Origin of the sequence: Bacillus sp. AFS002410 (assembly GCF_002556365.1) — a bacterium.
In the GTDB taxonomy this organism is placed as follows: Bacteria; Bacillota; Bacilli; order Bacillales; family Bacillaceae_G; genus Gottfriedia.
The window spans coordinates 105,072-120,232 of sequence record NZ_NUEU01000080.1 but is presented as its reverse complement, the minus strand read 5'-3'; the positions used below and the strand labels follow the sequence as shown (position 1 = coordinate 120,232).

The following is a 15,161-nucleotide window of genomic DNA, read 5'->3' as shown; positions in this document are numbered from 1 at the left end:
ATCCATTTTAGTTACTCATGGACCCTTTATGAGTAACTATTTTTCATATTTCATCCATTCTAGTTTCTCATGAACCTTCTATGAGTAACACTTTTTCATATTTCATCTATTATAGTTACTCATGAACTCTCTATGAGTATCTATTTTTCATAATTCATCCGTTTTAGTTACTCATGAACCCTCTATGAGTAACTATTTTTCATAATTCATCCATTTTACATACTCACAAGCCATACTTGAGTAAGCAAATTTCATTTTCACATTATATTACTATCGCGTGAATGGATCATGAGTGACTTCGATTCATTTTTCAATATTGACTAGATTGTATTTCAACACCGAGAAATGACTGAGCTATACTTCAGTCATTTTTCATTTGTAAATAGGTAAAAGTTATCGATTTAATAATCTAGGTTGGGCCAATACATAACTCTCAAATAACTAAAATTGTATTTTTTATTAATTTCTAATTGAAAATTTTTATCAATTGTATTATGATAATAACTGATAATAGTTATCAATATCACTTACATATACTTAACTTAGATTTTTCGGGGGTATTTTTATGAAGAAGCAAACTACAATAATCGCAATTTCACTTGCTACAAGTTTAATGATGGCAGGTTGTGCACAAAAAAGTGAAGAAGCTAGTAATGTTAAAAAAGATTCAAAGGTAGAAGCAAAAATTAACTTAGATAAAGAGATTAGTAATTATAGAGAATTTGTTGTATCACAAACAGAGGAGTTCGTAGCGAATACTCAAAAATTTGTAGACGCAGTAAATAAAGGAAACATGGCTGAGGCAAAACGATTATATCCGATTAGTCGTTCATATTACGAAAGAATTGAGCCAGTAGCAGAATCATTCGGTGATTTGGATCCAAAAATCGATGCTCGTGAAGGTGATGTTCCTGCTAATGAGTGGACTGGATTCCATAAAATCGAACAAGTACTTTGGGTTCAAAATACTACAAAGGGACTTGAAAAATATACAGAACAGTTAATGACGGATGCTAATTATTTAAGAGCAAAAGTAGAAACGGCTAAAATTGATCCAGTATTATTTGTAACAGGTCCAGTAGAACTATTAAATGAAGTATCATCTTCAAAAGTAACTGGTGAGGAAGAAAGATATTCTCATACAGATTTAGCTGACTTTGCTGCAAACGTAGAAGGTTCAGATAAAATTGTTCAATTATTATCTGAAAAATTAAAAGCAAAAGATGCTGATTTAGCTTCAACGATTGAAAATCGTTTTAATGATTTAATGACAACGTTAAATACTTACAAAAAAGGTGATCAGTACGTTGATTACAAACAGTTAAAAGAAGATGAAGTGAAAAAATTAGCTCAACAAGTAGATGCATTAGCAGAACCAATTTCTCAAGTTGGGTCAACATTAGGGGTAAAATAATATGAAAAAATTAGAAACGAATAAAGTTTCTAGAAGAGATGCATTAAAATTGATTGGAGTAGGAGGGGCAGGCTTACTTATTGGTGCTACGGGAATTGAAGCAGCTACTGATAAAGTAACTAATTTCTTTTCACCTGCAAAAGCGGATGCAAAGGAGATTCTTCCCTTTTATGGCAAACAGCAACAAGGGATTACAACTCCTGCTCAAGATTTTATGTATTTGGCGTCATTCAAACTAGAGACTACTTCAAAAGCAGATGTCAAAACAATGTTTAAAAAATGGACTGAAGCAGCTTCATTAATGAGTGAAGGAAAAGAAATTGGTGATTCTGAATTTCCGACATCTCCTCCAGTTGATACTGGTGAAGCAACAGGTCTACAACCAATGAAGCTTACGTTTACATTTGGTGTAGGTCCTTCATTTTTTGATCGACTATCAATTCAATCAAGAAAACCATCTCAATTAAAAGATTTACCTCATTTCCCTGGTGATGACTTAAGAGAGGAATGGAACGGTGGAGACATCGTTGTTCAAGTTTGTGCAAACGATCAACAAGTTGCTTTCCATGGCGTAAGAAACTTGATTCGCATTGGTCGTGGAACTGTAAGCTTGAAGTGGATGCAACATGGATTCCAACGTTCATCAGGTGCTGATCCATCTGGTAGTACGCCTAGGAACTTAATGGGTTTCAAGGATGGTACTGGAAATCCAGATACAAAAGATGAAAAAGAAATGAATACTCATATTTGGGTACAAAATGGCGATGGACCAGCTTGGTTATCAGGTGGTTCGTATCTTGTTGCAAGACGTATCCGTATTCGTGTTGAAGAATGGGATCGTAGTTCTTTACAAGATCAAGAACAAACATTTGGACGTCACAGAGCAACTGGTGCACCAATTGGTGAAAAGAATGAATTTGCAAAACTAGATTTAAAGAAAACAGATGATAACGGGAAATTATTAATTCCTGCTGATTCACATGTTGCTTTAGCTAAAGGAAAAGGAAACATTAAAATTTTAAGAAGATCTTATTCATATACTGACGGACTTGATATTCAAACAGGAAAACTAGATGCGGGCTTACTATTTGTTAGTTTCCAAAGAGACTTAGAAAAACAATTTATTCCATTACAGGATAAGTTAGCAAAAATGGATTTATTGAATGAGTATATTGAACATAATGGTAGTGCAGTTTTTGCATGTTTTCCAGGAATCAAAAATGGTAGCTATATCGGCGAAGGATTACTTTAGGTGAATTGCATGAAAAAAAATATACTTTTAATTATAAGTCTACTATTTTTAAGTTTGATCGTTAGTCCGTTTAATAAAGCATTCGCTGAAACTGATGTACAAGAACAAGTACTTTCACATATTGGTAACTCATTAACAGAAGTTAAAAATGGTGAAAAAGATAAAGTAAAAACAGATTTATTAGCAATTAAAGATTTAATTAAAAATGAAAAGAAAACGTCAAAATTAAATAAACTTGTTGATCAGGCGATTAAGGATATTGATCAAAATGATTTAACAACAGTAAAAGATGATGTGCGTTCAATCGCTTTTGAAACAGAAAATTGGATCGAAAATACGAATGATAAAAAAGATCTTTCACAAATTAATCTTAGTAAACTAGTCGCTCATTTAAATAATGTTAAAACATTATCAAATGAATCAAAGTGGGCTGATGCACAATCAGAGTATAAGCTTTTTGAAATTGAATGGTCTAAAGTAGAAAACGATGTTAGAAAAGCAAACAGCGGATTTTATGGTTCAATTGAAGCGAATATGATCACTTCCAGATCGGTTTTGTTTACAGATCAACCATCAACGACAAAAGTAAACGATTCTTTTACTAAATTAATTGATGTATTGAATAATCCAAGTAGCAAATCATCAAAAGAAGTTAGTATTGAAAAGGCAATTAATCTATTAAATCAAACAATCAGTTCTTTAGAGTCAAATGATGTAAAGAAAGCACAAGCTACATTTAATCAATTTATTCAAGACTGGCCTTATGTAGAGGTAATGGTTCAAGCAAATTCAATGGATTTGTATAAGCAGATTGAAAATGATACATCAATTGCTTTAACTCAGCTAACTGAAAAGCCTAAATCGGCTACAACGATGAAAACATTAAAACAAATTCAGACCAATTTAAACTCAGCAACTAAAAAAACATCATATACGATGTTTGATGCTGGAACAATTGTCTTTCGTGAAGGTTTAGAGGCATTAATTATTATTTCTGCTTTACTTGCATTAGTATCAAAAGGAAAGCAAGAATCAGCACGTAAATGGATTTTTGTTGGTGGTGCTTTTGGTATTTTAGCTAGTTTAGTAGCAGGTTTACTATTCCAATTCTTATTATCTAAAATATCTGCTGGTATTAGTAATCAATTAATTGAAGGAGTTTCTGGACTCATTGCTATTATCTTTATGTTAACGGTTGGTTTATGGCTACATAAGCAATCTCGTCAACAAGAATATGGTAATAAGATGAAAGAAAAAGCAAAGGCAGCTATTGCTGGTGGGGGAATACTTTCACTAAGCTTACTTTCATTCTTTGCAGTATTTAGAGAAGGTGCTGAAACGGTTGTATTTTATATCGGTATGAGCTCTTCAATTACAGCGAAAGAATTAATTGCTGGTTTTGCTGGCGGAATCATTTTACTAGTCATTATTGGAGTATTCATCCTTAAAGGTAGTAAATTCATTCCATTAAAACCATTTTTCACAATTGCAAGTTTATGTATTTATTACTTAACGTTTAAATTTATTGGTCAAAGTATACACGCATTACAAGGAATCGGCTATTTACCTGACCATATGAGTACAATTTTTCCAACAGTGCCTAAACTAGGGATCTATCCATCTCTAGAAAGCATCATTCCACAACTTATTTTATTACTATTTGTAATTTGGTTGTTTGTTGGAACTAGAATCATAAAGCATAATAAATCAATTGCTGCGTAAAATTAGTGAGAAAACAGACATAATTGTCATTTGTAACGACAATTTGTGTCTGTTTTTTCGTTTTTTTAGTAAAGCATTCTCTTTGTGCTGGATCTTGTTTCATTTTTGTTCAAGGAAAATTCATCTAATCATCACAAAACTGTCAATAGCTAGCCGTCTCTAATTACCAATAATAAATTACCATAAATATGTATTGTTGGAAAAAATGAGAAAGCAGGTATTTGATAGTGGAAAAAGTATTAGTCAAATCAAAAGTAATTCTACTTTTCCTTGTAATGTTTTTGTATTTTAATGTGTTTGTTCCTAAAGGAAGTGCTGTCATTGCAACTCCTCCTACAGGTGGATCATTAAATGGTGCTTTCATCCGCTCGAACTATGGCATAAATCAGTATAGTATGCAGATTGAAGATTATTATATGAAACCAATAGAAGCAAGTGTTTTAGCAAAACAATATGATTTTTCCTCAAAATCTGGATTTAAATGGTTAGTTATTTCATTTATTAAATACAAGGGCCATATAATTCAGTGTCTGGAAATCTAACTAATACACGAGCTACTTATGCAGCAAAAGACATCCGAAAATTAACTAATCAAAATAAATCAGTTCATATTACAATTTACAAAGATAAATTTGGAACATTTTATAGTGTAGAAGAGTGGGACTATAAAATAAGTTCTATTAAACCATATTCAAACGTTAATCAATCTTATCTTATTGTTAAAGACAAACACTATAAATAAAAACATGAAAACCTTCTTAGTCACATTATTGACTAGGGTTTTTACTTTGCTGAAAAATGAACAGTATAAGGTGATATCCACTCATACAAAGCCAAAACTCTTTAACCTTATAATGAAACTCTTTAATAATCATACTTTTTAATAACTTTTAAATAATATTGAAAAAGCATCGTTATTTTGAGCTAAAATATTTAAAAATTCATTTAAAAGAGATAAGATAAGATTAAAGAAATATGTGGGTTTTACATAATAATATTATGTAAACTAGGTATTGTAAGGAGGATTTAAAATGATTCAAAAAGCTACATTTGCTGGTGGTTGTTTTTGGTGTATGGTAACACCGTTTGAGGATTTACCTGGTATACATGGTATTGTTTCAGGTTATATGGGTGGAGAGTTAGAAAACCCAACGTATGAAGAAGTTAAAAAGGGAACTACAGGTCATTATGAAGTAGTTCAAATTACTTTTGATGATGAATTATTTTCATACAACAGACTGTTAGAATTATTTTGGCCGCAAATTGATCCAACAGATCCAGACGGTCAATTCCAAGATAGAGGTTCACAATACAAAGCTGCAATCTTTGTTCATAATGAATCTCATCTTAATGAAGCAATGGAATCAAAAGAAAAATTAATTCAAAGTAATATTTTTAAGAAACCGATTGTCACTGAAATTTTACAAGCATCTACTTTTTATGAGGCTGAAGATTATCATCAAGACTATCATAAAAAAAATCCAAAACACTATAAAGAAGACAGAGCTATGTCTGGTAGAGATGAATTTATAGAAGAAAATTGGAAAAAGTAGGCTAAGAAATAATAGAAGCTCCATTAGAGCTTCTATTATTTTTAAAGCAGTACTGGGAAAGAGTTTTTCTGACCACTGCTTTAGAACGGGGGTATATTATGGAAACCAATCGAAAGTTGGTAACAATAGGGTTGCTTGTAGCTGTTACTTTGTCTGCTATTGAAGGGACAATAATTACAACTGCTACACCAACCATTACGACAGAATTATCTGGTGTTAAGCTGATGAGTTGGATTTTTGCGGCTTATATGTTGGCAATGACTGTTACGACACCGATTTATGGGAAGCTATCGGATTTATTTGGTCGTAAAAATTTATTAATGTTTGGGATTATTCTATTTATTTTTGGTTCAGTATTATGTGGTTTTTCGCAAAATATGGGGCAATTAATTTTATTTCGCACAATTCAAGGACTAGGTGCAGGTGCTGCATTACCTTTAACGATGACAGTAATAAGCGATCTGTATCCTTACCAGGAACGAGCTAAAGTTCAAGGGTATATTAGCGCGGTGTGGGCAGTTTCAAGTGTAATTGGGCCATTAGTAGGTGGCTTTTTCGTAGACTTCATTTCTTGGCGTTATATCTTTTTTATTAATTTTCCATTTGGTATCATTTCTACTATTCTATTTTGGAAATATTATCATCAAAAAATTGAGCGTAAAAATGCTATTTCGATAGATTATTTAGGTTCAATACTTTTTATCTTAAGTACTTTATCTGCTTTATATGCTTTAGTAGTAGGCGGAGAGCAACATAACTGGACTTCTCCAAATCTAATGTTTCTATTTGCATTTGCCATTATTTTATTTGCATTATTTCTTTTTGTTGAAACAAGAGCAAAGGAACCATTATTACCACTTTCTCTTTTCAAAATCCGAAATTTAGTCGTTACATATGCAGCTATGTTTATTGCACACGCACTTCTAATATCGATTGAAGTATATTTACCTGTTTATAATCAAAGTGTGTTTGGATTAAGCGCAACGGAATCTGGTTTAATGTTAATTCCACTTTCATTCGCTTGGACATTAGGTTCATTTTTATCTGGTCGTTTAATAAAGAAAATGAAAGCAAAGAGTATCATCTTATTAGGTGCTTTTTTATGTATAATCGGTGCATTAGGGATGAACATTTTCCACGATTCAAAAGTATTACTTTATCCATTTAATGCATTTTTAGGCCTAGGCTTTGGATTATCCTTCCCAATCTATATGATTCTAATTTCTTCTGCTGTCGAAATGAATCAAAGGGGGATAGCAATTGCTGCAAATTCATTTTTAAATACTTTTTCTCAGACAATTTCGGTTGCTGTTTTAGGTACCATTTTTACGATAAAGACATCCGAAGTATTGAATGGCCATAAATTAGTTTTAGGTGCTCAAAATCAAATCAATCATTTATCAACGGTTAAAGCAGTAACAGCTGGTTTTGAAATCATTACTTTATTTATGGTGGTCTTTAGTATCATTACGTTTATTTTCGTCTTTTTTCTACCGTCTGAGCAATCAGAAGAAAAAAAGGTTGATATAGCACATTAATAATGAATAGAAAGCTGGGAGAGAATGAACAACACACTTAAAGGGATTTTGTACGGTGTACTTGCATACGTGGTTTGGGGAGTATTACCAATTTATTGGAAACTAATTCAAGATATTTCACCTTTTGAAATATTAACACATCGTATTATATGGTCTTTTGTAACTTTACTACTTTTCATTCTTCTTACAAAAAAATTAAAACAATTTAAAATTACTTGGAAACAAGTTGTAAGTAATAAAAAAGTATTAGTTTCAATGATTGCTATTTCATTATTAATTAGTTCAAATTGGTTAATTTATATTTGGGCTGTCAATTCAAATCATATTCTTGATGCGAGTTTAGGCTATTATATTAATCCATTAGTTAGTATTATACTTGGTGTAATCGTTTTAAAAGAGTCATTATCAATTTGGCAAATTGTTTCAGTTTGCTTAGCAACAATTGGAGTAGTCTATTTAACAATTATGTCAGGGACTTTACCAATCATTGCGATCGTTTTATCATTAACTTTTGCATTTTATGGTTTATTAAAGAAAATCCTTAATATCGATGCTTTTTTAAGTCTTACAATTGAAACACTATTAGTTTTTCCTGTTGCCTTATTTTACTTTGGATATCTATCATCTAAAGGACAGGCGGGACTGATTCATAGTGCCCCAGCCGAGCAATTATTAATAGTAGGTGCAGGTTTAGTAACAATCATTCCATTATTATTTTTCGGGAAAGCTGCACAATTGATCCCGTATACTTATGTAGGATTTTTGCAATTTATCTCGCCAACTATTAGTTTGATAATAGGGGTTTTATTATATAATGAAAGTTTTTCAAAGAAAGATTTTGTATCATTTTCATTTATTTGGCTAGCATGTATCGTATTTGCTGTGTCAACTACGCCGTTTATGAAATCAATTGAACAAAAGCTTAAAAAACGAAATAAAAAGCAATCAATCTCTGCTTAAAATTATGTTGAAGCTTTGAAAGGAGTAAAAATGGCTGTAAGTAAAACAAATGCAATGAGAATTTTAGATTCAAAAAAAGTAATTTATACAACGTTAAATTACGAATCGAATGATGGTAAGATTGACGGTGTTTCAGTTGCATCTAAAATAAACAAAGATCTAGAATTAGTTTTTAAAACACTTGTTTCAATTAGTCAATCTAAAGCAATTTATGTATTTGTCATTCCTGTTGAAAAAGAATTAGATTTAAAATTAGCTGCAAAGGCTGCTGGAGAAAAGAAAGTAGAATTATTACCGGTTAAGGATCTTTTAGCTAATACGGGATATGTTCGAGGTGGTTGCTCACCAATAGGAATGAAGAAGCAATATCCTACATTTATTGAGGAATCTGCTAATAATTTAGAAGAGATTATTGTTAGTGGAGGAAAAATAGGTATACAACTCCAACTGAATGTAAATGATTTAATACAAACAACCCGTAGCAAAACAGCAAAAATTTCAAAATAAACGTGGGTTTGAGAGGTCCATATGGTAGGGTATTTTAATTTTTATTTAGTAATAGTTAGCATCGTTTCATTTGCGATCATGGGTATCGATAAATCTAGGGCAAAAAGAAAAGCATGGCGAATTCCTGAACGTATTTTATTTTTATTTGCTATTATAGGAGGATCAATCGGTTCAATATTAGGGATGTATTATTTTAGGCATAAAACAAAACATCCAAAATTTGTTTTCGGTTATTGGATTATCCTATTTATTCAATTTGTTATCTATTTTTTCTTACTTTAATTTCATGGGATAGTCCTCTTTAATTTGTATAAAATATTTTTATGACAATTTAAGGAGGCGAATGAAATGGGTCGTGGGAATGGTGGAAGAAAAAATAACTCAAGTCAAAAACAACCGAACTATGAAGATAAGTCAAATTTATCTGAATCAAAAAAAGCACAAAAGTAAAACAGTTAGCCTGTTATCACTTTGTTGATACAGGCTTTCTTTTTTGGAAATGAGGAGTAAAAATGCAAAACGAATGGTATTCAAGAATTCAAGGTCTTGGCATAGAAGAAGTTTCTAATGAAAATATGACAATTTATTTTATTAAAGAAGAAGATGTAAGCGAAGCAAAAAAAGACTTAAGTAAAAAAATACAATGGAATGACAATTGGTTAATAATCGGTTTTGACGATGAGACTGATGATGTAATCTTTATTAATGAGGAATCAGGGGAAGTTTGTACAGCCTATGAATTTGAACGAAAGTGGGAAGTAGTGACTTTGTATTCAAGCGTGAATGAATTTTTAGCTACATATGGTTATTAAAAAAAAGTATGAATTCAACTTGAATTCATACTTTTTTCAATTATACAGATATTTTTTGATCCTTATTAATAAATTCTGTTTTAGATTTTTTCTCAACATATAATAATCTAGTAAGTATGATTAACGAAATAGTTCCAAAGATTAAAACCATATAGCGTAAACCAATCGTATCTAAAAATAAGCCAGTGCCTAAAAGTACGATTTGAAAAGTTACTCGGTCATACATACTTCTAAATGAGAAAAGTCGTCCATGATATGATTTATCAATTGATGTTTGGAAAACTGTTGAACAAACAGGAAAGAAGCATCCAACTGAGAATCCGAAAATTGCAAATGAAATCAATGTCATATAATGGTGATTCGCAAAAAATAGTGTAAGTTGTGCAAAGGCTACTAAAAATGTTGAAAAGTATAATAGCTGTTTATTAGTAAACCTTTTTGTTAAACGTTTAATGACAAATGCACCAATCATGAAAGAGATACCTTCAGTTGTATAGATCAGGCTCTTAATTGAAGGGTCATGCTGAAGATCACTTATTTCAATTACAATTAAATTAAATCCACCAAGGAATAAAACCGGAATCAGATTCAAAATAAATAAATTTAATATTGTTGGACTTTTTCTAATAAGTGCAAATACTTCTGAAAATCCTTTATCTTCTTTCGATTTTTTTTGCTTTTTCACATTTATTGGTTTACTAGTTGGTTCTTCAATTCGTAAAAAGAAGGTCATTAAAAATAAAAATGCGTATGCGATCATGCTCATTCCATACATATTAGATAAACTCGTAGATACAACTAAAACCCCACCAATTGATGTTCCAGCTATTCTAGAAATTGTAGAAATATTCATATGAATCCCATTTAGTGTCAATAATTGTTCGTTTTTCACAATCATTGGAATAACCGCTTGAAGCGCTGGGAAATAAAAAGCAGCAGAAATTTGTAGCATAATTAAAAATAAGACCATGAAAATAATACTTTCATACTTTAATGCAAAAAACATAAGAATGACACTTAAAGTACGACCTAATCCACTAATTAATAAAATCTTTTTCTTTGAAAATTGATCAATTAAACGGCCTGATAATGGACCAACTAATACACCAGCTAACAAACCGAAAAATAAAATTAACGATTTAAAGAAATCAGAAGGTACATGTTTTTGCATAAATTCTAAATTTCCGATTATTCCGAACCATAGACCTATACCAGCCCCAAATTCACCGAACAACACAATCCATACGTTGCGGTTTTTCCACATATAAATTTCTCCCCATCTACCCTAAATATTATTCGACAAATTCTATTATCGCATCAATAGTATAAAAAGACTATGTAAAATCTAAATAAAAATAAAAAAGTAGAAGCGAGTGCTTCTACTTAAATCTCACTTATGCGTTTACTTGAGGATAAAGAATACTTTTTATTAAATTTTCTGCATCATTTAATTGAAGTGAAGTTTCAAATGTTGCTTGTGCTTGTTGAGCACCGCCGCCACCTTTACCTTCAACTTGTTTTAGTAAATTTTTGATCAGCTCGCCACAATGAACATCATTTTTAAGCTGATTAATTACTAATAATTTATTCTCTTTTACGCTTGATAAAACAAGTAATGACGGCTTTTTAGCTTGGATTGCTTTTGCAAGTAATTGTAAGTCTTTTACTGATTCTTCTTTAAAGGACTTCATGACAATATCATTTGTTGCACTTAATAGTATCTCATTAGAAATTGACTCAAAAATAGTCGCTTTCATTTTTTCGATTTCTTTTTGTGCGTCTTTTAATTCGTTAATCGTTTGCTCAACTTTATCGACTAAGATTTCAGAATGTGAATTCAATAATTGATTAATATTTGCTAATGTTTTACTAGTTTTTTGAATTTCTTCTAGTGCTCTGTAGCCACATTTAAAATGAAGTCGTGTTGTTTGTCTAACTTTCTCAGTCTTAATTAGTTTTATTAAGCCAATTTCACCAGTTTGCTTTACGTGAGTACCACAGCATGCAGATAAATCGGTATGTAAAATCTCAACAATTCTTATGTTCTCTTCAACCTTAGGCAATTTGCGTAGCTGAAGCGAGTTTAATTCATCTTTATTAACAAAGTAGGTTTTAATTTTTTCGTTAGCCAGAATCTTTCCATAAACTGCTCGTTCAATTTGAATTAATTGATCAGCAGAAAGAGAAGGAGTATCTAAATCAATCGTAACGGTCTCTTTTCCTAAATGAAAACTAACTGTAGGGATATCAAATAATTCGATAATTGTAGCAGAAAGTAAATGCTGGCCACTATGATGCTGCATATGATCAATTCTGCGATCCCAATTTATTTCACAATTTACTTCCAGTTTAGTTGGTTTTTCTTTTAAAACATGAATAACTTCCTCATGATCCTCTAATAATTCAACAATTTCAAATCCATCAATTGTACCGAAGTCTGAAGGTTGCCCTCCGCCCTCAGGATAAAATGCAGAATCCTCAAGCTTAATATGAAATAATGAATCAACTTCTTTTATTTCTGTAATTTTAGTAATCCAATTTTTTAATGTTGGTTGTTCATAATATAGTTTATTTGCCATTTTAAACCCTCTAATCTTTTAATTTCTTATTTTATATAGAAACTATTTAAAAACTAAAAATAATATAGTTCTAATTTTAGCATAATTGACAATTGCATAAATAGATTTTAGTATTTAGTTAATTAACTAAATACTAAATCTTATTTGAGGTGTGAAATGTGAATGAACTATTTAAAGCACTTTCGGATCCAACACGAAGGAAAATTTTAGATTTATTAAAAGAGAACGATTTAACTGCCGGAGAAATCTCAGAACAATTCGATATGTCAAAACCAAGTATTTCTCAACATCTTAAAATTTTAAAGTCAGCCCAGTTAATACAAGATGAAAAGAAAGGGCAGTTTATTATCTATTCTTTAAATATGACAGTTTTTCAAGAAATTATTAGTTGGGCATATAGTTTTAAAGAAAAATAAGTGGGAGGGGACTTATCTTGAAAAAACATATAATAGCAATTTTACTATTTATTTGTTCACTAGTATTATGGATCATTAACTTTCATGATCTACCAAGTCAACTTCCTGTTCATTGGGATTTTTCAGGTCATGTTAATAATTACGATTCGAAAATACAAACATTTATTGAGTTGCATGTCATTATGATATTTGTTTATTTATTACCAGTTTTTACACCAAAGATTGATCCTAGAAAAGAGAATTATAAATTTTTCCAAAAAAGCTTATCCTTTATGGCAACAGGAATCTTATTTATTTTCTTTTTAATTAATATGAGTGTTTTATTTTATGGTTTAGGTTATAACATTCATATTGGGCAGATGAGTTTTTTATTTATTGGATTTTTGTTTATGTTTCTTGGAAATTATATGCCACATGTTCGTTCGAATTATTTTATAGGCGTCCGTACACCGTGGACATTAAGTAGCGAAAATGTTTGGAAAAAAACACATCGCGTTAGTGGAAGATTATTTATGGTCATTGGACTATGTTTCTTATTGCTTTATGTGATTCCGGTGAGCAATAAGGGAATGGTTGTGATTCCATTGATTATTTTATTAGTCGCGGTTCCGACAATTTATTCATATATCGCTTTTAAGAAAGAGATGAAAAACTAATAAATGTATGATTTTTGTAAAAAATGGATATTGTTTTTGAAATTATTTTAGAAAAAATTTAATTTCTTATTAAAATATGGTATTGTAAAGAGTAGAGCAAAAGAGTTGGAGGAATAAAATAAATATGATTACTGTTTCTAATGTTAGTTTGCGTTTTGCGGACAGAAAATTATTTGATGATGTTAATATAAAATTTACACCAGGTAACTGTTACGGTTTAATTGGTGCAAATGGTGCGGGTAAATCGACGTTTATTAAAATTTTATCTGGTGATATCGAGCCTTCAACAGGCGATGTAATTGTAACACCAGGTGAGCGTCTTGCAGTATTAAAACAAAACCAATTTGAGTATGAAGAGTTTGAAGTTCTTCAAACTGTTATTATGGGTCATACTCGTTTATTCGAAGTAATGAAAGAAAAAGATGCAATCTACATGAAGGAAGACTTCACTGAAGAAGACGGCATGAAAGCTGCAGAACTTGAAGGTGAGTTTGCAGAATTAAATGGTTGGGAAGCTGAATCAGAAGCTGCCATTTTATTAAAGGGTCTTGGTATTACTGAAGACTTACATTATAAAAAAATGGGCGAATTACAAGCTGGAGAAAAAGTAAAAGTTTTACTTGCTCAAGCATTATTTGGTCAACCAGATATTCTTTTACTAGATGAGCCTACGAATAACTTAGATCTTAAAGCTGTTCAATGGTTAGAAAACTTCTTAATTAACTTTGAAAACACAGTTATCGTAGTATCCCATGACCGTCACTTCTTAAATCAAGTTTGTACGCATATGGCTGATTTAGATTTCGGTAAAATTCAACTTTATGTTGGTAACTATGATTTCTGGTATGAATCAAGTCAATTAGCTCAAAGATTAATGTCTGATGCTAATAAGAAAAAAGAAGAGAAAATTAAAGAACTTCAAGGATTCATTGCACGATTTAGCTCAAATGCTTCAAAAGCAAAACAGGCTACTTCACGTAAAAAACTTTTAGATAAAATTACTCTTGATGACATCAGACCTTCATCTCGTCGTTATCCATTCGTTGGATTTACGCCTGAGAGAGAAGTTGGAAATGATTTATTAACTGTTGATGGAATTACAAAAACAGTTGATGGTGAAAAAGTATTAGATAATGTGCGTTTTACAGTAAATAAAGGTGATAAAATTGCTTTCGTTGGTAAAAACGATGTTGCAATTTCAACTTTATTTAAAATTTTAATGGGTGAAATTGAGCCAGATTCTGGTTCATTTAAATGGGGTGTAACAACTTCACAAGCATTCTTCCCTAAAGATAACTCTGAGTTCTTTGAAAAAAGTGATATGAACTTAATCGAATGGTTACGTCAATTCTCTCCGCAAGATGAGTCTGAAAGCTTCTTACGAGGATTTTTAGGACGCATGCTATTCTCAGGAGAAGAAGTAATGAAAAAAGCTTCTGTACTTTCTGGGGGAGAAAAAGTTCGTTGTATGCTTTCAAAAATGATGTTAAGTGGAGCGAACGTATTAGTATTAGATGATCCTACAAACCACTTAGACTTAGAGTCAATTACAGCATTAAATAATGGTTTAATTGCATTCAAAGGTACTGCATTATTTACATCACATGACCATCAGTTCATTCAAACAATTGCAAACCGTATCATTGAAGTAACACCAAACGGTTTAGTTGATAAAGAGTGTACGTATGATGAGTTCTTAGAAAATAAAGATTTACAAAAGCAAGTAGAATCTTTATACAAAATGTAATTACG

Annotated in this window: 16 protein-coding genes; 14 read left to right on the top strand and 2 right to left on the bottom strand. The window is 31.1% G+C overall.

The genetic code is table 11. The features are described 5' to 3' along the window. Positions 1-565: 565 nt before the first annotated feature. The 11 genes from efeO (at position 566) to CN692_RS19800 (ending at position 9,758) form a co-directional block, all read left to right on the top strand. Positions 566-1,414 (top strand): iron uptake system protein EfeO, encoded by an 849-nt coding sequence (gene efeO / locus CN692_RS19850; RefSeq protein ID WP_098120845.1) that lies wholly within the window; start codon positions 566-568, stop codon positions 1,412-1,414. A gap of 1 nt (position 1,415) precedes the next feature. Beyond that, positions 1,416-2,666, top strand: coding sequence for an iron uptake transporter deferrochelatase/peroxidase subunit (efeB, locus tag CN692_RS19845; protein WP_098120844.1), 1,251 nt, complete (start codon positions 1,416-1,418; stop codon positions 2,664-2,666). A 9-nt stretch (positions 2,667-2,675) separates the two neighbouring features. Beyond that, positions 2,676-4,388: an FTR1 family iron permease gene (locus tag CN692_RS19840; protein WP_098120843.1), complete on the top strand. Its 1,713-nt coding sequence runs from the start codon at positions 2,676-2,678 to the stop codon at positions 4,386-4,388. 227 nt (positions 4,389-4,615) lie between these two features. Then, positions 4,616-4,930: a hypothetical protein gene (locus CN692_RS19835; protein ID WP_098120842.1), complete on the top strand. Its 315-nt coding sequence runs from the start codon at positions 4,616-4,618 to the stop codon at positions 4,928-4,930. Further along, positions 4,915-5,130: a hypothetical protein gene (locus tag CN692_RS19830; RefSeq protein ID WP_098120841.1), complete on the top strand. Its 216-nt coding sequence runs from the start codon at positions 4,915-4,917 to the stop codon at positions 5,128-5,130. The genes CN692_RS19835 and CN692_RS19830 overlap by 16 nt, the downstream gene beginning before the upstream one ends. Positions 5,131-5,422: 292 nt before the next feature. Further along, positions 5,423-5,941, top strand: a complete 519-nt coding sequence (gene msrA, locus CN692_RS19825; protein ID WP_098120851.1) for a peptide-methionine (S)-S-oxide reductase MsrA — start codon at positions 5,423-5,425, stop codon at positions 5,939-5,941. A gap of 98 nt (positions 5,942-6,039) precedes the next feature. Then, a complete protein-coding gene (locus tag CN692_RS19820; protein WP_098120840.1) occupies positions 6,040-7,479 on the top strand; it encodes an MDR family MFS transporter in 1,440 nt (479 codons plus the stop codon). A 24-nt stretch (positions 7,480-7,503) separates the two neighbouring features. Then, positions 7,504-8,439, top strand: coding sequence for an EamA family transporter RarD (gene rarD / locus CN692_RS19815; RefSeq protein ID WP_098120839.1), 936 nt, complete (start codon positions 7,504-7,506; stop codon positions 8,437-8,439). Positions 8,440-8,469: 30 nt separating this feature from the next. Further along, on the top strand, positions 8,470-8,946 hold the full coding sequence (gene ybaK / locus CN692_RS19810; protein ID WP_098120838.1) for a Cys-tRNA(Pro) deacylase: 477 nt from the start codon (positions 8,470-8,472) through the stop codon (positions 8,944-8,946). Between the two features lie 21 nt (positions 8,947-8,967). Beyond that, positions 8,968-9,228, top strand: coding sequence for a DUF1294 domain-containing protein (locus CN692_RS19805; protein WP_098120837.1), 261 nt, complete (start codon positions 8,968-8,970; stop codon positions 9,226-9,228). A gap of 230 nt (positions 9,229-9,458) precedes the next feature. Next, a complete protein-coding gene (locus CN692_RS19800) occupies positions 9,459-9,758 on the top strand; it encodes an SMI1/KNR4 family protein (protein ID WP_098120836.1) in 300 nt (99 codons plus the stop codon). Positions 9,759-9,798: 40 nt separating this feature from the next. On the opposite strand, the gene CN692_RS19795 is transcribed toward CN692_RS19800, so the two are convergent. Beyond that, a complete protein-coding gene (locus CN692_RS19795; RefSeq protein ID WP_098120835.1) occupies positions 9,799-11,022 on the bottom strand; it encodes an MFS transporter in 1,224 nt (407 codons plus the stop codon). 130 nt (positions 11,023-11,152) lie between these two features. Further along, complete coding sequence (locus CN692_RS19790) at positions 11,153-12,337, bottom strand: alanyl-tRNA editing protein (RefSeq protein WP_098120834.1); 1,185 nt, start codon at positions 12,335-12,337, stop codon at positions 11,153-11,155. A 158-nt stretch (positions 12,338-12,495) separates the two neighbouring features. Here CN692_RS19790 and CN692_RS19785 point away from each other — a divergent pair, with 158 nt between their 5' ends. From CN692_RS19785 to CN692_RS19775, 3 genes are all read left to right on the top strand, one after another. Continuing rightward, positions 12,496-12,753, top strand: a complete 258-nt coding sequence (locus CN692_RS19785; protein WP_098120833.1) for an autorepressor SdpR family transcription factor — start codon at positions 12,496-12,498, stop codon at positions 12,751-12,753. A gap of 17 nt (positions 12,754-12,770) precedes the next feature. Further along, entirely contained in the window at positions 12,771-13,409 is a 639-nt protein-coding gene (locus tag CN692_RS19780) for an SdpI family protein (RefSeq protein ID WP_098120832.1), read from the top strand. 124 nt (positions 13,410-13,533) lie between these two features. Next, positions 13,534-15,156 (top strand): ABC-F family ATP-binding cassette domain-containing protein, encoded by a 1,623-nt coding sequence (locus CN692_RS19775; protein ID WP_098120831.1) that lies wholly within the window; start codon positions 13,534-13,536, stop codon positions 15,154-15,156. Positions 15,157-15,161 lie beyond the last annotated feature (5 nt).

Excerpts from the sequence above, each read along its gene's own strand:
- efeO (WP_098120845.1), top strand. The coding sequence starts at position 566 with ATGAAGAAGCAAACTACAATAATCGCAATTTCACTTGCTACAAGTTTA.
- efeB (WP_098120844.1), top strand. The coding sequence starts at position 1,416 with ATGAAAAAATTAGAAACGAATAAAGTTTCTAGAAGAGATGCATTAAAA.
- CN692_RS19840 (WP_098120843.1), top strand. The coding sequence starts at position 2,676 with ATGAAAAAAAATATACTTTTAATTATAAGTCTACTATTTTTAAGTTTG.
- CN692_RS19820 (WP_098120840.1), top strand. The coding sequence starts at position 6,040 with ATGGAAACCAATCGAAAGTTGGTAACAATAGGGTTGCTTGTAGCTGTT.
- rarD (WP_098120839.1), top strand. The coding sequence starts at position 7,504 with ATGAACAACACACTTAAAGGGATTTTGTACGGTGTACTTGCATACGTG.
- ybaK (WP_098120838.1), top strand. The coding sequence starts at position 8,470 with ATGGCTGTAAGTAAAACAAATGCAATGAGAATTTTAGATTCAAAAAAA.
- CN692_RS19805 (WP_098120837.1), top strand. The coding sequence starts at position 8,968 with ATGGTAGGGTATTTTAATTTTTATTTAGTAATAGTTAGCATCGTTTCA.
- CN692_RS19800 (WP_098120836.1), top strand. The coding sequence starts at position 9,459 with ATGCAAAACGAATGGTATTCAAGAATTCAAGGTCTTGGCATAGAAGAA.
- CN692_RS19795 (WP_098120835.1), bottom strand. The coding sequence starts at position 11,022 with ATGTGGAAAAACCGCAACGTATGGATTGTGTTGTTCGGTGAATTTGGG.
- CN692_RS19790 (WP_098120834.1), bottom strand. The coding sequence starts at position 12,337 with ATGGCAAATAAACTATATTATGAACAACCAACATTAAAAAATTGGATT.
- CN692_RS19775 (WP_098120831.1), top strand. The coding sequence starts at position 13,534 with ATGATTACTGTTTCTAATGTTAGTTTGCGTTTTGCGGACAGAAAATTA.